Annotated in this window: 19 protein-coding genes; 16 read left to right on the top strand and 3 right to left on the bottom strand. The window is 61.6% G+C overall.

Going from position 1 to position 19,824, the window contains the following annotated elements; all coding sequences use genetic code 11:
• Positions 1–140 precede the first annotated feature (140 nt).
• The 6 genes from surE (at position 141) to rlmD (ending at position 6,483) form a co-directional block, all read left to right on the top strand.
• On the top strand, positions 141–899 hold the full coding sequence (gene surE / locus C0Z16_RS21000; RefSeq protein WP_102634143.1) for a 5'/3'-nucleotidase SurE: 759 nt from the start codon (positions 141–143) through the stop codon (positions 897–899).
• Complete coding sequence (locus tag C0Z16_RS20995; RefSeq protein WP_102634025.1) at positions 896–2,062, top strand: protein-L-isoaspartate(D-aspartate) O-methyltransferase; 1,167 nt, start codon at positions 896–898, stop codon at positions 2,060–2,062. The genes surE and C0Z16_RS20995 overlap by 4 nt, the downstream gene beginning before the upstream one ends.
• Before the next feature lie 5 nt (positions 2,063–2,067).
• On the top strand, positions 2,068–3,015 hold the full coding sequence (locus C0Z16_RS20990; protein ID WP_102634024.1) for a peptidoglycan DD-metalloendopeptidase family protein: 948 nt from the start codon (positions 2,068–2,070) through the stop codon (positions 3,013–3,015).
• Positions 3,016–3,026: 11 nt separating this feature from the next.
• A complete protein-coding gene (gene rpoS, locus C0Z16_RS20985) occupies positions 3,027–4,106 on the top strand; it encodes an RNA polymerase sigma factor RpoS (protein WP_102634023.1) in 1,080 nt (359 codons plus the stop codon).
• Positions 4,107–4,110: 4 nt separating this feature from the next.
• Positions 4,111–4,887: a 3'-5' exonuclease gene (locus tag C0Z16_RS20980; RefSeq protein WP_102634022.1), complete on the top strand. Its 777-nt coding sequence runs from the start codon at positions 4,111–4,113 to the stop codon at positions 4,885–4,887.
• A 165-nt stretch (positions 4,888–5,052) separates the two neighbouring features.
• Positions 5,053–6,483: a 23S rRNA (uracil(1939)-C(5))-methyltransferase RlmD gene (rlmD, locus tag C0Z16_RS20975; protein WP_102634021.1), complete on the top strand. Its 1,431-nt coding sequence runs from the start codon at positions 5,053–5,055 to the stop codon at positions 6,481–6,483.
• A 107-nt stretch (positions 6,484–6,590) separates the two neighbouring features.
• Here rlmD and C0Z16_RS20970 read toward each other — a convergent pair whose 3' ends face one another.
• Positions 6,591–7,451 carry an outer membrane protein assembly factor BamD gene (locus C0Z16_RS20970; RefSeq protein ID WP_102634020.1) on the bottom strand — a complete coding sequence of 287 codons (861 nt, stop codon included), beginning with the start codon at positions 7,449–7,451 and terminating at the stop codon, positions 6,591–6,593.
• Positions 7,452–7,489: 38 nt separating this feature from the next.
• On the opposite strand from C0Z16_RS20970, the gene C0Z16_RS20965 reads away from it, so the two are divergent.
• Together C0Z16_RS20965 and pgeF are read left to right on the top strand one after the other, a co-directional pair.
• The gene (locus C0Z16_RS20965; protein WP_102634019.1) at positions 7,490–8,758 is read left to right on the top strand and encodes an RluA family pseudouridine synthase; all 1,269 of its coding nucleotides are present in this window, start codon (positions 7,490–7,492) and stop codon (positions 8,756–8,758) included.
• A complete protein-coding gene (gene pgeF / locus C0Z16_RS20960; protein ID WP_102634018.1) occupies positions 8,755–9,612 on the top strand; it encodes a peptidoglycan editing factor PgeF in 858 nt (285 codons plus the stop codon). The genes C0Z16_RS20965 and pgeF overlap by 4 nt, the downstream gene beginning before the upstream one ends.
• Positions 9,613–9,702: 90 nt before the next feature.
• Here the strand turns inward: pgeF and C0Z16_RS37455 are convergent, their stop codons facing one another.
• Positions 9,703–9,960, bottom strand: coding sequence for a hypothetical protein (locus C0Z16_RS37455; protein ID WP_146014330.1), 258 nt, complete (start codon positions 9,958–9,960; stop codon positions 9,703–9,705).
• Positions 9,961–10,205: 245 nt separating this feature from the next.
• Between C0Z16_RS37455 and phaC the strand changes: the two genes are divergently transcribed.
• From phaC to C0Z16_RS20925, 7 genes are all read left to right on the top strand, one after another.
• On the top strand, positions 10,206–12,038 hold the full coding sequence (gene phaC / locus C0Z16_RS20955; protein WP_102634017.1) for a class I poly(R)-hydroxyalkanoic acid synthase: 1,833 nt from the start codon (positions 10,206–10,208) through the stop codon (positions 12,036–12,038).
• Positions 12,039–12,159: 121 nt separating this feature from the next.
• Entirely contained in the window at positions 12,160–13,341 is a 1,182-nt protein-coding gene (locus C0Z16_RS20950; RefSeq protein ID WP_102634142.1) for an acetyl-CoA C-acetyltransferase, read from the top strand.
• A gap of 211 nt (positions 13,342–13,552) precedes the next feature.
• On the top strand, positions 13,553–14,293 hold the full coding sequence (locus C0Z16_RS20945; protein WP_102634016.1) for a 3-ketoacyl-ACP reductase: 741 nt from the start codon (positions 13,553–13,555) through the stop codon (positions 14,291–14,293).
• A 131-nt stretch (positions 14,294–14,424) separates the two neighbouring features.
• The gene (gene phaR, locus C0Z16_RS20940; protein ID WP_102634015.1) at positions 14,425–15,087 is read left to right on the top strand and encodes a polyhydroxyalkanoate synthesis repressor PhaR; all 663 of its coding nucleotides are present in this window, start codon (positions 14,425–14,427) and stop codon (positions 15,085–15,087) included.
• A 460-nt stretch (positions 15,088–15,547) separates the two neighbouring features.
• Complete coding sequence (gene darT / locus C0Z16_RS20935) at positions 15,548–16,192, top strand: type II toxin-antitoxin system toxin DNA ADP-ribosyl transferase DarT (RefSeq protein ID WP_102634014.1); 645 nt, start codon at positions 15,548–15,550, stop codon at positions 16,190–16,192.
• Complete coding sequence (gene darG, locus C0Z16_RS20930; protein WP_244201293.1) at positions 16,143–17,249, top strand: type II toxin-antitoxin system antitoxin DNA ADP-ribosyl glycohydrolase DarG; 1,107 nt, start codon at positions 16,143–16,145, stop codon at positions 17,247–17,249. Before darT ends, darG begins: the two co-directional genes overlap by 50 nt.
• Before the next feature lie 146 nt (positions 17,250–17,395).
• On the top strand, positions 17,396–17,923 hold the full coding sequence (locus tag C0Z16_RS20925; RefSeq protein WP_102634013.1) for a hypothetical protein: 528 nt from the start codon (positions 17,396–17,398) through the stop codon (positions 17,921–17,923).
• Positions 17,924–17,983: 60 nt separating this feature from the next.
• Here the strand turns inward: C0Z16_RS20925 and C0Z16_RS20920 are convergent, their stop codons facing one another.
• Positions 17,984–18,256 carry a hypothetical protein gene (locus C0Z16_RS20920; RefSeq protein WP_244201292.1) on the bottom strand — a complete coding sequence of 91 codons (273 nt, stop codon included), beginning with the start codon at positions 18,254–18,256 and terminating at the stop codon, positions 17,984–17,986.
• Positions 18,257–18,691: 435 nt separating this feature from the next.
• Here C0Z16_RS20920 and C0Z16_RS20915 point away from each other — a divergent pair, with 435 nt between their 5' ends.
• Positions 18,692–19,579: a restriction endonuclease gene (locus C0Z16_RS20915; protein ID WP_158244505.1), complete on the top strand. Its 888-nt coding sequence runs from the start codon at positions 18,692–18,694 to the stop codon at positions 19,577–19,579.
• The last annotated feature ends 245 nt before the right edge of the window (positions 19,580–19,824 follow it).

Below are 19,824 nucleotides of genomic sequence, written 5' to 3'. Positions count from 1 at the left end.
GGATTCGCTGACTGCGCGCCTCGCGTTCGAGCGCATGTCTGCGGCGTGCACGGGGAGGCCGGCGCATGCGCTTCGCGAGGTCGGCGTGCGACGCCTGCCGTGTCGTTCGCGCGTCTTCTTTCCTCGGTTACAATCGCCGCATGCGAATCCTACTCAGCAACGACGACGGTTATCTGGCGCCCGGCCTTGCCGCGCTTTATGAAGCGCTCAAGCCGCTCGCGGATGTGACTGTGATGGCGCCCGAACAGAACTGCAGCGGCGCGTCGAATTCCTTGACGTTGTCGCGGCCGCTTTCGGTCCTGCGCTCGGCCAATGGTTTCTACTACGTGAACGGCACGCCCACCGACTCGGTGCACATCGCGCTGACGGGCATGCTCGACCACACGCCGGATCTCGTCGTGTCGGGCATCAACAACGGTCAGAACATGGGCGAGGACACGCTCTATTCAGGCACCGTCGCGGCCGCGACCGAAGGCATCATGTTCGGCGTGCCGGCCATTGCATTCTCGCTCGTCGACAAAGACTGGGTACATCTCGACGACGCAGTCCGCGTCGCGGCGGAGATCGTCGCGCATTACCTCGCGAATCCGCTGCCGGGGCATCCGCTTTTGAACGTCAATATTCCGAACCTGCCGTATGAGCAACTCGGCGGTTGGCACATCACCCGTCTTGGCAAGCGGCATCCGTCGCAGCCGGTGATCCGCCAGACCAATCCGCGCGGTGAGCCGATCTACTGGATCGGGCCGTCGGGCAGCGCGCGCGATGCGAGCGAAGGCACGGATTTCCACGCGGTCGCGAACGGCCATGTGTCGATCACGCCGCTGCAACTCGATCTGACTCACACGCAAATGCTGCCGGCGGCGCGCGACTGGGCGCGTGCGGGCAGCAGCGCTTCATGACGAGCGAGCGCGCGAAGCGCTTCCCGCTCGGCCTCGAGGATCTGGTGCGCGAACCGCGCCGGCCCGAAGGCCGTCCGGGCGAAGTGCGCGCGGCCGCGCTTGCGGCGAATGCCGCGCTGAATGCGCGTCAGCAGCCGGCGAAAAATCTAAAGCCTGGCTCGCCAGGTAAGACGCCGGCGAAGCAGGGTAGCGCACAGACGCAGACGTTGGCAAAGGTGTCCGCCAATGCACAAGCAAAGCCGCAGATCATCGCGCCGCCCAAGCCGCTCGCGGCGCCGGCTGCGAAGGCGCCAGCGCGGCCCGTGGTGCAGAGCGCGAGTGCGCGTCCAGTGTCGCCGCAGAAAACGTCAACGTCAGCATCAACGTCAGTGCCAACTGCAGCGCCGCCTTCGACGCGGACTTCAACGCCGGCGAGAACGGTCGATAAATCCGCGCCGCAGTCGGCGTCGTCGGCGAAACCCGCAAGCCGGTCGAATGAGCGCAGCGCAGCACCGAATGTCGCTTTGAACGGCGCGATGGCGTTGACGTCGGAACGCGTTCGCGAACGGATGGTCGAACGCCTGCGTGCGAACGGCGTCACCGACCAGCGCGTGTTGAACGCGATGTCGGTCGTGCCGCGCCATATGTTCGTCGACCCCGGCCTCGCAGTGCAGGCCTATGAAGATGCGGCGCTGCCGATCGGTCATCACCAGACTATCTCGAAGCCCTCGGTGGTCGCGCGAATGATCGAACTGGCCGCGGCGGGCCGCGCGTTGAACAACGTGCTCGAAATCGGCACCGGCTGCGGCTACCAGGCCGCGGTCTTGAGTCAGGTCGCGCGCGAGGTCTATTCGATCGAACGCATCAAGCCGTTGTCCGAGCGCGCGAAGACAAACTTGCGTCCGCTGCGAATTCCGAATATCCGGCTTCACTATGGCGACGGACGTTTGGGTCTGCCGTCGGCGGCGCCGTTCGATGCGATCCTGATCGCCGCCGCGGGCCTTGACGTACCGCAAGCATTACTTGAACAACTCGCGATCGGCGGCCGCCTGGTCGCGCCGGTCGGCTCGCAGGAAGGCCAGAGCCAGGTGCTGACACTAGTCGAGCGTCTTGGTCCGGCGCAGTGGCGCGAGTCGCGGCTTGATCGCGTTTTCTTTGTACCCTTAAAATCCGGAGTGATTTGACACCGATGAGTATGTTGCGCGCGATGCAAAGAACCAGCCTCAATGTCCCCATGACCGTAACCCAGCGTAGCGTGTGCGTGCTCGCCTTGTCCCTGTTGATGACGGCCTGCGCATCACGGCTCGATCAGGCGCCGGTCGTCGACCGCTCAGGTGGCAGCCTGCTCGGCACGCAAGCCGCGCAAGCTGGGCAGCAACCCGCTGTGCCGCTCGGACCGCCGCCGCCTGGCTACTATCGCGTGAAGCCGGGCGACACGCTGTATCGGATCGCGCTCGAGAACGGCCAGAACTATCGCGACATTTCGGCGTGGAACAATCTCACGAACCCGAATCAGATCGAAGTCGATCAATTGCTGCGCGTCGCGCCGCCGGGCGCGAACACCGCCGCGTTGACGCCGGGCGTCTCGACCGCGCCGCTCGGCAGCAATGGTGCTGTGCAAACCGCGCCGCTCAGCAGCACGTCGCCGTCCACGGGCGCGGCAGCCGGCGTCGCGGCGCCGCCGATCTACGGCTCGACTGCGAATAACGCAGCGCTCACGCCGCCGTCGAGTGCGAGCGCAGCAAGCGATTCGAGCGCAGGCGCATCGGGCAATGTGAACTTCTCCTGGCCCGTGCGCGGCCCGCTGCTAGGTACCTTTAACGATTCGACAAACAAAGGCGTCAATATCGGCGGTGCCTCGGGCGAGGCCGTGAAAGCTTCCGCAGATGGCCGCGTCGTTTATGCCGGAAATGGGCTGCGTGGTTACGGCAATCTCATTATCATCAAGCATGACGCAACTTATCTCACCGCGTATGCACACAACCGCTCTTTGATGGTAAAAGAGGGGGACGCCGTAACGAAAGGCCAGAAAATTGCTGAGATGGGTAACAGCGATTCCGACCGTGTGATGTTGCATTTCGAAGTTCGCCGGCAGGGTAAACCTGTCGACCCACTGAAGTATTTGCCGCCGCAATAAGCGATACGACCATGCCGAAACCGAAGCGCCGCCTGCCGCAAGCCGAATCTGAAACGATCAGCGATGCCCCGTCCGCTTCGGTGGACGACAGCGGCGCGTCGGAAGCGGAAGACGAGATCGCCGAGGAGCGCGAGCTCGACGACCGCCAGAGTGCGGAAGAAGGTGGCGACGCACGTGGAGGCGCGGCCGAAGTCGTGCCGGACGCCGACGATTTCCGCGCGCTGCTGCAAGCCGAGCTGACGGCCGACACGATCCAGCATTACCTCAACCGCATCAGCGTGAAGCCGCTCCTCACTGTCGAGGAAGAGCAGAAGTACTCGCGTCTCGCGAAGGCGGGCGAGTTCGAAGCGCGGCAGGTGATGATCGAGCGCAATCTGCGGCTTGTCGTCAGCATCGCTAAAGGTTACCTGAACCGCGGCGTGCCGCTGCTGGATCTGATCGAAGAGGGCAACCTCGGCCTGATGCACGCCATCGAGAAATTCGATCCCACGCGCGGCTTCCGGTTTTCCACTTATGCGACCTGGTGGATTCGCCAGAGCATCGAGCGCGCGATCATGAACCAGGCGCGCACCGTGCGCCTGCCGGTGCACGTGATTCGCGAGCTCAATCAGGTGCTGCGCGCGAAGCGCCATCTGGAAAAGAATTCGATGAATTCCGGCGAAGCGGCCGAACGCCGCGACGCGAGCATTGACGACATCGCTTATCTGACCGGCAAGACCACGGACGAAGTCACCGACATTCTCGCGCTGAACGAGCACACGGCGTCGCTCGATGCGCCGCTCGACCTCGATCCGGCCAGCAGCCTGCTCGACTTGTTGTCCGACGACCAGAGTCAGTCGCCGGACGCGGAGGTTCAGCATCGCGAACTGGAAACGCTTACGCGCGCTTGGCTTGCGCGTTTGTCGGACAAGCATCGGCACGTGATCGAACGCCGCTTCGGTCTGAACCATATCGAACCCGCCACGCTCGAAGAGCTGGCCGATGAAATGGGCCTCACGCGCGAGCGTGTGCGCCAGATCCAACAGGAAGCGCTAGTGCGGTTAAAGCGCTTCTTCGCCTCCAACGGCGTTCGGAAGGACGCCGTTCTCTAACCTGATGACACCGATTCTTGTTTTCGACATCGAGACGATTCCCGATGTCGCCGGCATCCGCCGCCTTGAAGATTTACCCGCCACGATGAGCGACGCCGAAGTAGCGGAGCACGCCTTTGCCGCTCGCCGTGAGAAAACTGGCAGCGATTTTCTGCCGCATCATCTGCAGCGGATCGCCGCGATTTCTTGCGTGTTCCGCGACAACAACGGCTTTCGCGTACGCTCGCTCGGCACGCTCGAAGACGGCGAAGCGGCGCTCGTGCAGTCGTTTTATCGCGTGATCGAAAAATACACGCCGCAGCTCGTGTCGTGGAACGGCGGCGGCTTTGACTTGCCGGTGCTGAGCTATCGCGCGCTCGTCAACGGGATTCCCGCTTACCGGTTCTGGGATCTCGGCGAGGACGACCGCGAGTTCAAGTGGAATAACTACATCAGCCGCTATCACGCGCGTCACACGGATCTGATGGACGTGCTCGCCATGTACCAGGCGCGCGCCAACGCGCCGCTCGACGCGCTCGCGAAGATGTGCGGCTTTCCCGGCAAGATGGGCATGGATGGCAGCCAGGTATGGCATGCGTATCAGGAAGGGCGCATCGAGGAAATCCGCAACTACTGCGAAACCGACGTCGTCAATACGTATCTGCTCTATTGCCGCTTTCAGTTGATTCGCGGCGCGTTCTCCGCCGCGGAGTATGCTGACGAGATCAATCTGGTGAAGAACGCGCTGGCGCTCGAAACGGCACCGCAATGGGCGGAGTATCTCGCGGCTTTCGATCAATAGTGTCAGTAGGGGAGCGGCGGAGCGCGACGTTCGTAGCGTCGGCTTGGTCAACGCCGACCGAGAATGGCGTGAATCGGCAAGCCTGGCGTTTCGTTTCCCAGGGTTTCGTCGCCCGCCGCTTCGTCTACAATCTCGCCTTTCCCCAAGTTTGTCAGGAAGTTGCAGGTGTCCCGAACTGCCCCTAATCATCGCTCGCATAAGCGCCAGCCGAAGCGCCAGAGGGCGCCCGCTCCCGCTCCGGCGCTCGTCATTACCGGCAATGAGCCGGTCATCGAAATCGTTTCGCTCGATATGGAAGCGCGCGGCGTCGGCCGCATCGAGAGCGAGGACGGCACGCCCGGCAAGGTGATTTTCGTCGAAGGCGCGCTGCCCGGCGAGCGCGTGAGCTACTCGACACATCGCAGCAAGCCTAAATTCGAGCAGGCCGAAGTCGTCCAGGTGTTGCGCGAAAGCGTGATGCGCACCAAGCCGAAGTGCGCGTACTTCGACACTTGCGGCGGCTGTTCGATGCAGCATCTCGATATTCGCGCTCAGGTCGCGGTGAAGCAGCGCGTGCTCGAGGACAACCTTCAGCATCTGGCGAAGCTGCGCCCCGAAACGGTGTTCCGTCCGATTGACGGACCAGCATGGGGTTATCGCTATCGCGCGCGCCTTGCGGTGCGTTTCCTGCCGGAAAAGGGCGGCATGCGCATCGGCTTTCACGAGAAGAAGAGCAGCTACATCGCGGACATGAAAACCTGCGAAGTGCTGCCGCCGCATGTGTCGGCAATGCTGATGCCGCTGCGCTTCATGGTGCGCAAGCTGTCCATCTATGATCGCATGCCGCAGCTCGAACTGGCCGTCGGGTCGTCGGTGACGGCGCTGGTGATGCGCAACCTCGAACCGCTGAATGCTGCCGACGAGCAGGTGCTGCGCGAGTTCGCCGACCAGCACAACGTGCAGTTCTGGCTCCAGCCCGGCGGCCCGGACACGGTCGCGCCGCTGTATCCGCTCGACGAGCAGCTCGACTACACGCTGCCGGAATACGACATCCGGATGCCGTTCAAGCCGACCGATTTCACGCAAGTCAATCACGCGATCAACCGTGTGCTCGTGAGCCGCGCGCTGCGGTTGCTGGCGCCAGCGCGCACGGACCGCGTGCTCGATCTGTTCTGCGGGATCGGTAACTTCACGCTGCCGCTCGCGCGCATCGCGAAGGAAGTGGTGGGTATCGAAGGCAGCGAAGTGCTGACTTCGCGCGCGCTCGCCAACGCCGAGTTGAACGGCGTGGCGGGACATACGTCGTTCGCCTGCCGCAATCTGTTTGAAGTCACCGCCGACGACATCCGCGCGCTCGGCCACTTCGACAAGTTCCTGGTCGACCCGCCGCGCGAAGGGGCGCTGGCAGTCGCGAAGGCGCTGGTGGAGATCGCTCAGAGCGGCAATGGGCCGCTGCCCAGGCGCATTGTCTACGTGTCGTGCAATCCGTCGACGCTTGCCCGCGACGCCGGCGTGCTCGTGCACGACGCAGGCTACCGGCTGGTGGGCGCGGGCGTCGTCAACATGTTCCCGCATACGTCGCATGTGGAGTCGATTGCGTTGTTCGAACGGGACTGACCGAGGCACAAACGCATAAGCGCAAAAGCTGAACGCACAAAGCAAAACGCCACGACCGAAGTCGTGGCGTTTTCACTTGAAGCCGATTTTTCAGTGCGCCGCGCGGCTCAGAACTGCCACCAGGATTTTTCCTTACCCGGCCTTGCACGGCCCGTGACGTACGGGCTGTCGGGGAAGGTGCCGGCCAGTACGCGCTTCGTGTCGTCGGCGAGTTGCGGCTGGTTCAGCTTCTCATACGACAGCATCATGATGTGCAGTGCGTCTTCAATAGCCGGTGCGTTCTTGTATTCCTTCAACGCGAGTTGCGCGCGGTTGATCGCGGCGACATAAGCGCCACGGCGGTAGTAGTAATCCGCCGCGTGGACTTCGTGTGACGCCAGCGCGTTCACGATATAACGCATGCGTTGCGCGGCGTCCGGCGCATACTTGCTGTTCGGATAACGGTCGACGACGACCTTGAACGCGTCGTACGATTCGCGCAGCGACTTCGGATCGCGCTCGCTCATGTCCTGGCCGGAGAAGCGGCCGAAGAGACCCAGGTCGTCGTTGAAGTGGATCATGCCCTTCAGGTAATACGCGTAGGCGATGTCCGGGTGATCCGGGTGCAGCTGGATGAAGCGGTCGATAGCCTGGTCGGCGGCTGCGGCTTCATTGTCTTTCCAGTTGCAGTACGCGACGTTGATCTGCGCCTGCTGCGCGAAGTGGCCGAACGGATCACGGCCCTCGAGCATTTCGAAGTATTTCGCGCACTTGCCGAAATCTCCGCCGCTCAAGGCGTCGTTCGCCTCCGTATATAATTTGTTGTTGTTCCACGTTGCCGTTTCGTCGGTCTTTTCCGGCAGGCCGTGGCAAGCCGCAACAACCGCGACGGCTGCGGCACACGCAATGTATCCGGCCACTTTCCGGGCCGCCTTCTTGATGGCCTTCAAATTGATCGCCGCTTTAGTGATGGTGTTCAAGGCTCGCATTTTCCAGTCTAGCTTTACGTCCAGGTGACCCAGACTCAATGACCCGCTCAAATACTCCAGGCGCTGCAACCGGTGCCCGGAATAGCAACGAAGATTATAGCGTAAGCGCTGACCCGTCCGACGCGTTGGGCGTCGATTCGCTCGACGACGACCTCGGCGCCGACGCGCTCGGCGCAGCCCGTGCGGCAAGCACGGTGCCGACCGTGGCGAACCGTGTCACGGACGAAACGCCGCGCAGCGTCGCCGTACCCGACGAACTGGCAGGCGAACGCCTCGACAAAGTGATCGCTCGCCTGTTCCCCGAGTTCTCCCGCAACCGTATGCAAAGCTGGATCGAGGCGGAGCGCGTGCGCATCGACGGTAAGCCCGCAAAGATCCGCCAGCCGGTGCCGCTCGGCGCGACCATCGAACTCGTGCCGGATCTGCTGCCCGAGCAGCTCGCATTCACGCCGGAGCCGGTGCCGCTCGAAATCGTCTATGAGGACGACACCCTCGTGGTCATCAACAAGCCGGCAGGCATGGTCGTGCATCCGGCGGCCGGCAACTGGAGCGGCACGGTGCTGAACGGTCTGCTGTACCGCTATGGCGATGCGGCTGCGGGATTGCCGCGCGCGGGCATCGTGCATCGGCTCGACAAGGAGACGTCCGGGCTGATGGTGGTCGCGCGCACGCTCGAAGCGCAGACCGATCTCGTGCGCCAGTTGCAGGCGCGCACGGTGAAGCGCCGCTACCTCGCGCTCGTGTGGGGCAACATGCCGGAAGAAGGCACGATCGACGCGCCGATCGGCCGCGATCCCCGCGAACGCACGCGCATGGCGGTGGTGACGGGCGCGTCGGGCAAACCGGCGCGCACGCATTTCCGGCGCGTCGATACGGCGATCTGGCAGCGGCAGCCGGTCACTGCGATCCATTGCGATCTGGAAACCGGCCGTACGCATCAGATTCGCGTGCATTGCGCGCACATCGGGCATCCGCTGCTGGGCGATCCGGTGTATGGGCGCGCGCGCGGCAAGCGGTCGGTCACGCCGCTGCCGGGCGAGTTCGCGCGTCAGGCGCTGCATGCATGGCGTCTCGGTCTGATTCATCCGAAAACCGGCCGCACGATGCAATGGCGTGCCGACGTGCCGCAAGACATTGAAGCGTTGTCGGCGGCGCTCGGTCTTGGCCGCGACGATGCGGGCGAGTTCGATGAGACGTACTATGAAGAAGACGGCTACGACGCATCGCTCGAAGAGGACATCGACGAGCACGACGAACAGGACGCAGCCGGCGACCATCCAGAGGACGATGAGGACGATCACGCATGAACTTGCCGGAACTGAGCTTTGCCGACGTTGTGCAACCTGCATGGAACGTGTCGCCGCGCGTGCGTGCGCTCGTCACCACGCGCGACGGCGGCGTGAGCCAGCCGCCGTTCGGCCGCTGGAGCGACGGCACGGACCAGCCCGGCGGCCTGAATCTCGGGATGAAGTCCGGTGACGATCCGGCCGCGGTCGCTGCCAATCGCGCGCGGCTATTGAACCTCACCGGCGTGAGCGGGGCCGCGTGGCTTAATCAGGTCCACGGCGCCGGCATCGTGCGTGCGGAAGATGCGCTTGCACAAATGCACGCGAGCGGCGCGCCCACGCAAGCCGACGCGAGCGTCACCGATCGAGCCGGCGTCGCCTGCGTCGTGATGGTGGCCGATTGCATGCCCGTGCTGTTCTGCGACGAAGCAGGGCGCGCGGTGGGCGCGGCGCACGCGGGTTGGCGCGGGCTCGCTGCGGGCATCGTCGAACGGACGGCCGGGCGAGTCGCCGAACTTGCCGGCGTGGAAGCGGGCGCGCTGCATGCTTACCTGGGCCCGTGCATCGGACCGGACTCCTTCGAGGTCGGTGCGGATGTGCGGGATGCCTTCATGGACGGCCTGGACGTCGCGCAACGCGATGCCACGGCCAGCGCGTTCGTTGAGCATCCGCGAAACAAAGGCAAATATCTCGCCGACCTTCCGGCGCTGGCCCGCCTGCGCTTGCAGCGGCTAGGCGTGACGCGAATTGTTGGGGGCGATCTGTGCACGGTCACGCAACGCGACCGCTTCTATTCGTACCGCCGAGATCATGAGACCGGCCGGATGGCCGCGCTCATCTGGCTCGACGATCAGGCGCAGACGCTCGGCGATTGATCTCGCGATTGGCGATGGACCTGATGATCAGGCGCGGCGACGGGTTGCTGCGATGACGTGCGGCGATAGCTCCGATGCGTCGCGCGCCGCCTAGTTACGAACCTGCGTATGCGGATTACTTCCGACGCGCAGCCAGCCATTTTGCTGCGCCGCCGGAAGCCATGCGCGCTGATTAATCCGCTGCGCCTGTGCATTCCCTGGAAATACATAAATGTGAATAAAGCGCCTCAATACGCGCGCTTTTTTCCTTATCCGCCATGCGATTGACATATGTCCGAAAAGGACGGGCAGCGATACAGGGAAAACGATAATTAAAAAACTATCGCACTGCGGCAAAATCGGGAACAAGCATTGACATGCCTTGCGATGGGGAGCAAGAATGTTCCTCACAGCTCCTCGTACATGGGACAGGGCGTGACGAGGGCGCGAGCGATCGCCCACGTGCGCAAGAACCTGCCTCTCAACCGTCCGCAAGGACTCACCGGTCAAAAGCAGGTATGGCAGCTTCTCACTCCTCAGCTTCCCCCAGCAAAGACTCCTCGAAGGAGCATTCGCAGCAGGCCGATACCAGCGGCGCTACACCGGCCGCGGGCATGCAGCAATTATTCGACGCATGGACGAATGCATGGCGTTCGCTGGGCACCGCGCCCGACGGCAACGGCATGCCTTTCGCTATGCCGCAGGTTCCTCCAACCCAAGGCACCCCGCCCTGGAGCCTGCCGCAGATGCCGTCCTTCCCTGGCTTTCCAGGTATGCCCGACTTCAGCAAACTGATGGCGGGCGGGATGCCCGCCATGCCGTCCCTCACCGCGTTGAACATACCGGCCGCGGCGATCCCGGCGGAGCGTCTGCAGAAACTGCAAGCCGACTACTCGCGAGAAGTCATGGCGCTGATCCAGCAGGTGAGCGGTTCGGCACCGAAGGCGCCTGAAATCAAGGACCGCCGCTTCAGCTCGGACGCATGGAGTTCCACGCCGGCCTACGCATTCACCGCCGCATGGTATCTGCTGAACGCGCGCTATCTGCAGGAAATGGTCGATGCGCTCGAGACCGAACCGAAGGTGCGCGAGCGCATCCGTTTCGCTATCCAGCAATGGACGGCGGCCGCCTCGCCGAGCAACTTCTTTGCGTTGAATCCCGAGGCGCAAAAGACCTTGCTCGAGAGCCACGGCGAAAGCTTGCGGCAAGGCGTGATGAACCTGCTTGCCGACATGCAGCGCGGCAAGATTTCGCAGACGGATGAATCGCGTTTCGTGGTCGGCGAAAATCTGGCGACCACCGAAGGCTCGATCGTATTCGAAAACGACCTGATGCAGTTGATTCAGTACAAGCCGCGCACGGCCACCGTGCGCGAGCGTCCGCTGCTGATCGTGCCGCCATGCATCAACAAGTACTACATTCTCGATCTGCAGCCCGAAAACTCACTCGTTGCGCATGCACTCGATTCGGGACACCAGGTGTTCCTGATTTCATGGCGCAACGCGGACGCATCGATCGCGCATAAAACCTGGGACGACTACGTCGGCGAAGGCGTGCTCACCGCGATAGAAACGGTGAGCAAGATCAGCGGCCGCGAGCAGATCAACACGCTCGGCTTCTGCGTCGGCGGCACGCTGCTCGCCACCGCGCTCGCGGTTGCGGCGGCGCGCGGCGAACATCCGGCTGCGTCGATGACGCTGCTCACGGCGATGCTCGACTTCTCCGACACGGGCGTGCTCGACATTTTCGTCGACGAGGCGCATGTGCAGATGCGCGAACAGACCATCGGCGGCAAGAACGGTGCGCCGCCGGGACTGATGCGCGGCATCGAATTCGCCAACACGTTTTCGTTCCTGCGCCCTAACGATCTGGTGTGGAACTACGTCGTCGACAACTACCTCAAAGGGCGCACGCCGGTGCCGTTCGACCTTCTGTACTGGAACAGCGACTCCACGAGCCTGCCGGGTCCGATGTACGTCTGGTATCTGCGCAACACGTACCTGGAAAACCGTCTGCGCGAGCCCGGGGCATTGACCACGTGCGGCGAACCGGTCGACCTGTCGAAGATCGACGTGCCTACCTTCATCTACGGTTCGCGCGAAGACCATATCGTGCCGTGGCAAACCGCCTATGCGTCGGCGCCGCTGCTCACCGGGCCGTTGAAGTTCGTGCTCGGCGCGTCCGGTCATATCGCCGGTGTGATCAATCCGCCCGCGAAAAAGAAGCGCAGTTACTGGACGCTCGAAGGCGACGCCAGGATGTTGCCGGAAAGCCCGGACGAATGGTTCAGCGACGCGAAGGAAGTGCCTGGAAGCTGGTGGCCCGAATGGACCACGTGGCTCGATCAATACGGCGGCAAGAAAGTGAAGCCGCGCGCTGCGGCCGGCTCCGAGGAATTTCCGGTCATCGAGCCGGCCCCGGGGCGCTACGTGCGGCAACGCGAGTAAGAGGTGCGTTTGCTTGAAAGCGAACGCAAGAAGGTAGACGAGCTAGCGATTTGACGAACAACGAGATTTTTAACGTGACGGGCTGCGGCGTAACAAGCCGATGTGCCCGGAGGATATGGAAATGACTGATGTTGTGATCGTATCGGCCGCCCGTACGGCAGTAGGTAAATTTGGTGGGTCGCTGGCGAAGATTGCCGCGCCCGAACTCGGCGCGACGGTGATTCGCGCGGTGCTCGAACGCGCCGGCCTGAAGCCGGAGCAGGTGAGCGAGGTGATTCTGGGCCAGGTACTGACGGCGGGCTCGGGCCAGAATCCGGCGCGCCAGTCGTTGATCAAGGCAGGGCTGCCGTCGGCGGTGCCCGGCATGACGATCAACAAGGTATGCGGTTCGGGCCTGAAAGCGGTGATGCTCGCGGCCAACGCGATCATCGCGGGCGACGCGGACATCGTGATCGCCGGCGGTCAGGAAAACATGAGCGCGGCGCCGCACGTGCTGCCGGGCTCGCGCGACGGTTTCCGCATGGGCGACGCGAAGCTGGTCGACTCGATGATCGTCGACGGCTTGTGGGACGTATACAACCAGTACCACATGGGCGTGACCGCGGAAAACGTCGCCAAGGAATTCGACATCACGCGCGAACAGCAGGACGCGTTCGCGGCGCTGTCGCAGAACAAGGCTGAGGCCGCGCAGAAGGCGGGTCGCTTCGACGACGAAATCGTGCCGGTTGACATCCCGCAACGCAAGGGCGACCCGGTGCGTTTCGCCACCGACGAGTTCGTGCGTCACGGCGTGACCGCTGAATCGCTGGCCGGGCTGAAGCCGGCTTTCTCGAAGGAAGGCACGGTGACGGCGGCCAACGCGTCCGGTCTGAACGACGGTGCGGCGGCAGTGCTGGTCATGTCCGCGAAGAAAGCGGAAGCGCTCGGCTTGACGCCGCTCGCGCGCATCAAGGCTTACGCGAACGCGGGCGTCGATCCGAAGGTCATGGGTATGGGGCCGGTGCCGGCTTCGCGCCGCTGTCTTGAACGCGCGGGCTGGAGCCCGGCCGATCTCGACCTGATGGAGATCAACGAAGCATTCGCCGCGCAGGCGCTGGCCGTGCACAAGCAGATGGGCTGGGACACGTCGAAGGTCAACGTGAACGGCGGCGCGATTGCAATCGGCCACCCGATCGGCGCATCCGGCTGCCGGATTCTCGTCACGCTGCTGTACGAAATGCAGAAGCGCGATGCGAAGAAGGGTTTGGCTTCGCTGTGCATCGGCGGCGGCATGGGTGTCGCGCTGGCACTCGAGCGCGTTTGACGATGAGCGCGCGGATTAATCGCGCGCGAGACGCCGCCAGGCGTCGAAGAAAGTGTTGCCGCGCGCCGCCTGGCAACAGGCGGTGCGAGGTCAGCAGCGGCCTTGCCGGCCGGTCGCCCGGCGGCAGCGTGGATAAAGCATCAGGCGAGGGTAGAGGTAGCCGATCGGGGCAGCCGGTCGGCGCCTCGACAACGATAATGGAGTCTAGTTTATGACACAGCGAATTGCGTACGTAACGGGCGGGATGGGCGGCATCGGCACGAGCATTTGCCAGCGGCTGCACAAAGAGGGCTATAGGGTCATCGCGGGTTGCGGCCCGAATTCGCCGCGCCGCGTGAAGTGGCTCGAGGAACAGAAGGCTCTCGGCTTTGACTTCGTCGCGTCCGAAGGTAATGTCGGCGACTGGGAGTCGACCAAGCTCGCGTTCGAGAAGGTCAAGGCCGAAGTCGGCGAGATCGACGTGCTGGTGAACAATGCTGGCATTACGCGCGACGTCGTGTTCCGCAAGATGACGCACGAAGACTGGACCGCGGTGATCGACACCAACCTGACCAGTCTCTTCAACGTCACGAAGCAGGTGATCGACGGCATGGTCGAGCGGGGCTGGGGCCGCATCATTAACATTTCGTCGGTGAATGGGCAGAAGGGCCAGTTCGGTCAGACCAACTACTCGACCGCGAAGGCCGGTATTCACGGCTTCACGATGTCGCTCGCGCAGGAAGTGGCCACCAAGGGCGTGACGGTCAACACTGTGTCGCCGGGCTACATTGGTACCGACATGGTCAAGTCGATCCGCCCTGACGTGCTGGAAAAGATCGTCGCGACGATTCCGGTGCGCCGCCTCGGCCGGCCGGACGAAATCGGCTCGATCGTGGCGTGGCTCGCGTCGGAAGAATCCGGTTTTTCCACGGGCGCGGATTTTTCGCTCAACGGCGGTTTGCATATGGGCTGAGTTACAGGCGCGCCGCTCACAAGGCAGCGCGTTTGGCTCGGATGGTTCCGGCGGCGTCCCGGTTGCGCAATGGCCCGATTGCGCAACCGGCATGACGCCGCTCGCGCTCTACTTGCGCTCAAAGGCGTTACATGACTACTACTACAAAGAAAACAGCCGAACGACTGATCAAGAAATATCCGAATCGTCGGCTCTACGATACCGAGACAAGCACGTACATCACGCTGACGGACGTCAAACAGCTCGTGCTGGACCAGGAGGATTTCAAGGTCATCGATGCCAAGAGCAACGAGGACCTGACGCGCGCGATCCTGCTCCAGATTATTCTCGAGGAAGAGAGCGGCGGCTTGCCGATGTTCTCGTCGTCGATGCTGTCGCAGATCATCCGTTTCTACGGCCATGCGATGCAGGGCATGATGGGCACGTATCTGGAAAAGAACATCCAGGCTTTCATCGACATCCAGGCGAAGCTCGCCGATCAGTCGAAGAACCTGTACGAAGGCAAGACGATGAACCCCGAGGTCTGGTCCCAGTTCATGAACATGCAGGCGCCGATGATGCAGGGCATGATGACCAGCTACATCGAGCAGTCGAAGAACATGTTCGTGCAGATGCAGGAGCAGATGCAGAACCAGGCCAAGTCGATGTTCGCGACATTCCCGTTCACGCCGGGCGGCGCGGTGAATGTGCCGGGTGGTGCGAACGCTGCGGCGCCTGCCGCCAATCCGCAGGCTAGTCCCCAAACGACTCCGCAAACGAATCCGCAAACGAATCCGGAGCCGGAGAAGAAGTAGCGGTTCATTGCGGCGCGACGGATCAGGCAGCGGTCGGGGCTTGCGGCCTTGCAGTTCCGGCGCGACGGTCCCAGCCGTAAGCATAGTGACGCAAGCGCGGCCATCGCCGCGCGGCGCAAGCCGGCTGCCCCGCGCGCGGTACAATGGCGGGTTGCGTGCGCGGGACGTTTTCTCTCGGGGCAGGGCGTTATGACCCTCCGACTCCCGCGGCCCTTGCGCACGGTCCCCATTGTCGCCCTGTCACCGCTATACGCCGGACTCATCTATGTCGCAGACCAGTTCCACCACCTCGCCGACGCCTTCAAGTCCCAAGGTCGGCTTCGTCTCCCTCGGCTGCCCGTAAGTCACTCAAAATATATCGGGCGGCGGGATGGAATTCGGAGTGAAAGTCAAGCAAACTCCCGGGTGGATGAAATCACAGTAATGAACTCGCTTTCGCCGGCCTGGGGTGCCACGCACGATGGTTGTTCCTGCAAATCCAAAGATTTATCACATAGTCCATGTAGACCGGCTCCCGTCAATAATCGCCGGCGGAGCACTTTGGTGCGATGGCAGGGTCATCCGCCAAGGTGCTGAAGGAACAACCATTGGGATGTCCGACATCAAGCGGCGGCGCCTCGAGGAATTGACGCTGGAGAACAGTCACCCTGAGTTGTTTGTTGGCGAATGTGTTCCGTTTTATTTCTGCCCGCGCTCGGTAATGCTGTTTCTGATCCATATGCGGAATCATGAATTGGCTTACAAAGGCGGGCAGGGGCCGATCGTGCACCTAGAGGCGGATCTTTATGAAGCAGTAGAATGGGCTGAGGAGCACGATAAACGCTGGGCGTTCACGCTCTCGAACGCTGGCTCCTATTATTTTGAGGATAGGTGCTCCCTCGATGACCTTGAAGAAATCAACTGGGACGCGGTTCGCGCGCTCGACTGGCGAGGCGGTCTGAAGGAAGGCAAGCAAGCCGAGTTCTTGGTTGAAAACCATTTTCCCTGGAGACTGGTGCGCAGGATTGGCGTTCATTCGGAACGGGTCTACCGGCAGGTGCTTAACTTGCTGCCCGATGATGGGCATCGACCGACAGTGGAAATCAAGAATGACTGGTATTACTAAGGACGCGATCATGATCCGATACACCAGCGGAAACATACTTCATGCTGACGTTGAGGCGGTGGTCAACACGGTGAACTGCGTCGGCATTATGGGGCGTGGGATCGCGCTGCAATTCAAGAACGCATATCCTGAGAACTTCGCGGCGTACGCACGTGCGTGTAAGGCCGAAGAGGTTCAACCAGGCCGCATGTTCGTCTACGACATGGGGGGATTGACGAATCCGCGCTTTATCATCAATTTCCCGACGAAGCGGCACTGGAAGGGCAAGAGCCGTATGGAAGACATCGAGTCGGGCCTCGTTGATCTGGAGAGGGTCATCCGACGCAAGGGCATCCGCTCGATCGCGATCCCGCCGCTCGGTGCTGGGCTCGGTGGCCTAGACTGGAACCAGGTGAAGCCGCGCATTGAGCAGGCAATGGCTTCTATGGACGACGTTGACGTGCGAGTCTACGAGCCGAACGGTGCGCCCGAGTCCGACAAGATGGTGCATAAGCGTGACGTGCCGAAGATGACGGCCGGGCGCGCAGCGCTGGTGGAACTCGTCTCGCGGTATCTGCGGGGGCTTTTGGACCCCACCGTCTCGCTGCTCGAGGTTCACAAGCTCATGTACTTCATGCAGGAGGCGGGCGAACCGCTGCGCCTACAGTTCCAGAAAGCGCACTATGGTCCATACGCTCAGAACCTGCGCCACGTAATGAGTGCGATCGAGGGGCATTTTCTCGTGGGCTATGCCGACGGCGGGGACGATCCTGAGAAGTTGCTGGCGCTTGTGCCAGGCGCCGAAGATGAGGCGGCGCGCTTCCTGTCTGAGTCCGCCGAGACGCGCGGTCGATTCGACAAGGTTGCGGAGTTGGTGGAGGGCTTCGAGTCGCCGTACGGCCTTGAGTTGCTTGCAACTGTTCACTGGCTCGCGAGAGATGAGCCATCGGCGTCGGTCGACGAAATCACGCAGCGTGTGTATGGATGGAACGATCGCAAACGACAGTTCACGCCGCGACAGATTCGCCTGGCTGCCGAAGTACTCGCGAAGAAGGGGTGGATCCAACACGCCGTGTGATTCGTACGCACCACGGCTGCGTATTCGCCCGTGAAAAACGGTGCCCTTCGAGGCGCCGTTTTTTGTTGCTGCGGCGCTCTTGCAGACTCGACCATAAGTGGCACGATGGCAACTCATTATTCAATAAAATTCGGGGAAAGGTGGGAATGTATCTAGAGCGTGCCTTATTTGTTGTGGCGCCGCGGCACTTCGGCAAGAGCACAACTCTGCGATCGATGTTTCTCGATCGCCGTTTTCATACCAACGGCGAAATCCCGGATAAATCGAAGCTTCCGGATGACTACGCGATTAGCAACGAACGGCGTCTGTATCTTCGCCTGACGTCTCCGCATGAATCGAATGAGGATCTTCGTCAATTTCTGATCAAGACTGAACGCAAGATGCCAAGCGGCCGCTGGTGTTTCGCAGGTCCGCTACATCCTGACGCGTTCAAACAGATGCCGGATGCGGTGACGACGATCGATGGTTTTATCAATGCATTCGAACCCGAACGCATCCGTGTGGCGGTGCTCAGCCCGAACCATCAAGGTGTCGACGTAAGTGATTTCATTCCCGGACGTGATTTGCTTGCTGACTTGCACTCCATCGACGATCGGGTAGAGGTCATGTCGTTGGACGTTCGTCAACTCAACAGGAATGGGCTGGTACTCGCCGACTTCTTCGATTTCCTGTAGTCGGCGGTTGCCGATCTACAGCGAAAATGCCGCCCGATAAGGCGCCACCAGCACTTACTTCTAGGTCCGCTCGGGCGGCTTCGAGAGGACGCGCAGGTGGCCCGCTCCTCTAAGGAAATTGCGGTACGAGTTGAGAGCGACGTTCCAAGCTGCAATGGCGACGCCGGCGCCTGAGTCGAGCACGTTGCCGTCTTTGTCGATCACGGCTAACGTCGCCGATTCACCGGTTGCTGTTGTCACGGCAAACCCGGCGTAGCTGAATGCGCTGATGATGGAGTTTTGAAGGTCGCCGATTTTCTGTTCGTCAATCGCAGTAGTTGGTTGTGCTTTCATCAAATTTTCCGAGTATCAATTCGTTGTTTGCGCGCGTGATGGACTGCGCCCGCGCTTCATTGAACGGAATATACCGTGGCATGAGTAATCTCTCAAGTGGTTGATTTGACAGGATATTTTCTAAACACACTAAAACTCTGTTACGCGTTGCTTTGAAGGCTTGTCTGGTGGGCGTCGCCGGGCGCTCTGCAATTGTTCGGGCGCATTCGGGCGCAAGGTCTCGATTGTTCCTGCAGTGAAACCTTGCCCATCTCACAGGTTCGGCGTCGGCGCCGAAGGTGACCTGCGAGGTCGACGACGCGAACGGCGGCAACGGTGTACGGCACGGCCTGTCGTGATTCGGGGCACGTAGGAGCGTAGGCGTGTGCCTGCGTACCTCAATATTTAGTGCCGAGCTCCTCCTGCGCTATGATCCTCCAAGTGCAGGGGGCCGCTATGTCGAGCAAGGATTGGCTAAAACTAGAAGAACTGGTGGCGCGCATTCAGAAGCAACTCGCACCCGAGGCTGACGTCCAGCACAACGTACATCTGCTCGGAAGGATCACCGAAAGGGAAAGGCAGATTGACATTCTCGTGCGCCAGAAAATCGGACAATACGAGATGTCGATCGTCATCGACTGCAAGGACTACAAAAAACCGGTCGATACGAAGGGAGTGGAGGAGTTCTACGGCCTTGTCAGCGACGTAGGTGCCCACAAAGGCGTGCTCGTCTGTCCCGCCGGCTTCTCCGTCTCCGCAAAAAAAACGGCAAAACATCGTCAGATCGAGCTCTATAGGCCAATCGATACAGACGACCATAAGTGGCGCGTGAAGGCGGCGATCCCGGTGGTCTGCGATTTTCGATCAGCGGCAATGAGTTTCGGAATCAGCTCGATCGCCGCTGTGCCGATCCGAATATCGCAGCACCCAGCTGATTTCGAGGTCTTTACGTCAGCCGGCGACCGCCTCGATTCACCGCTCAAGACCGCGAGCACGAGGTGGAACAATGGTGATCTGCCTACCGACGTTGGTGATCATGAGGGCCTGCTAATTTACCCGGGACACGTGACACAAATTGACAACGGTTACGGCACCTTGATACCAGTCACGCTGACAGTGGGCCTTAGAGTTACTAGCGAGGTCTACTTCGGGCAGTTGGACATAGAGCGCATCAGCGGATTCCTAGATGAGCACACAGGGCTAGTGGTGACAAACTCGTTTACAACTGGCGGCCTGAGTCCAGAGGAAATAGAGAGTCGATGGAAAAAGCTCTCGCTCGGCGACGCCCCGCCTATACGACCTGTGTTGCGGCTCCAAGGGCTTACATGTTGGGGTACGGATTGACGGCGTCGTTCTCACACAGTTCTACAGATGAGCGAATATCTCTGTTGCAGCTTGGTGCACCGTCCCAACCTTAGTCGCCATTTCGCAGCGCCCGCCCTGCGCCCGGAGGTATTCCGCCGATCTTGCGTAGGCCTGCTCTACTAGGCGCTCATGTGGATTGCCCAACACATTTAGGATGTGTTCACGCTGGCGTCGTCGTGCGAAGATTCCGCTATCCGAGCCGGCCACAATTTCTGAGCAAAATC

The sequence above is a fragment of the Paraburkholderia rhynchosiae genome, assembly GCF_002879865.1.
GTDB classification, from domain to species: domain Bacteria; phylum Pseudomonadota; class Gammaproteobacteria; order Burkholderiales; family Burkholderiaceae; genus Paraburkholderia; species Paraburkholderia rhynchosiae.
The sequence above is the reverse complement of the archived record's forward strand: the minus strand, read 5'-3'. Positions and strand labels throughout refer to the sequence as shown.

Bases quoted from the DNA above. Each gene is read 5' to 3' on its own strand.
- C0Z16_RS20915 (WP_158244505.1), top strand. From the start codon at position 18,692: ATGTCGAGCAAGGATTGGCTAAAACTAGAAGAACTGGTGGCGCGCATT.
- C0Z16_RS20925 (WP_102634013.1), top strand. From the start codon at position 17,396: ATGTATCTAGAGCGTGCCTTATTTGTTGTGGCGCCGCGGCACTTCGGC.
- C0Z16_RS20920 (WP_244201292.1), bottom strand. From the start codon at position 18,256: ATGAAAGCACAACCAACTACTGCGATTGACGAACAGAAAATCGGCGAC.
- darG (WP_244201293.1), top strand. From the start codon at position 16,143: ATGATGGGCATCGACCGACAGTGGAAATCAAGAATGACTGGTATTACT.
- C0Z16_RS20995 (WP_102634025.1), top strand. From the start codon at position 896: ATGACGAGCGAGCGCGCGAAGCGCTTCCCGCTCGGCCTCGAGGATCTG.
- rpoS (WP_102634023.1), top strand. From the start codon at position 3,027: ATGCCGAAACCGAAGCGCCGCCTGCCGCAAGCCGAATCTGAAACGATC.
- phaC (WP_102634017.1), top strand. From the start codon at position 10,206: ATGCAGCAATTATTCGACGCATGGACGAATGCATGGCGTTCGCTGGGC.
- pgeF (WP_102634018.1), top strand. From the start codon at position 8,755: ATGAACTTGCCGGAACTGAGCTTTGCCGACGTTGTGCAACCTGCATGG.
- C0Z16_RS20980 (WP_102634022.1), top strand. From the start codon at position 4,111: ATGACACCGATTCTTGTTTTCGACATCGAGACGATTCCCGATGTCGCC.
- surE (WP_102634143.1), top strand. From the start codon at position 141: ATGCGAATCCTACTCAGCAACGACGACGGTTATCTGGCGCCCGGCCTT.
- C0Z16_RS20945 (WP_102634016.1), top strand. From the start codon at position 13,553: ATGACACAGCGAATTGCGTACGTAACGGGCGGGATGGGCGGCATCGGC.
- C0Z16_RS20970 (WP_102634020.1), bottom strand. From the start codon at position 7,451: ATGCGAGCCTTGAACACCATCACTAAAGCGGCGATCAATTTGAAGGCC.
- phaR (WP_102634015.1), top strand. From the start codon at position 14,425: ATGACTACTACTACAAAGAAAACAGCCGAACGACTGATCAAGAAATAT.
- C0Z16_RS20990 (WP_102634024.1), top strand. From the start codon at position 2,068: ATGAGTATGTTGCGCGCGATGCAAAGAACCAGCCTCAATGTCCCCATG.
- C0Z16_RS20950 (WP_102634142.1), top strand. From the start codon at position 12,160: ATGACTGATGTTGTGATCGTATCGGCCGCCCGTACGGCAGTAGGTAAA.
- darT (WP_102634014.1), top strand. From the start codon at position 15,548: ATGGTTGTTCCTGCAAATCCAAAGATTTATCACATAGTCCATGTAGAC.
- C0Z16_RS20965 (WP_102634019.1), top strand. From the start codon at position 7,490: ATGACCCGCTCAAATACTCCAGGCGCTGCAACCGGTGCCCGGAATAGC.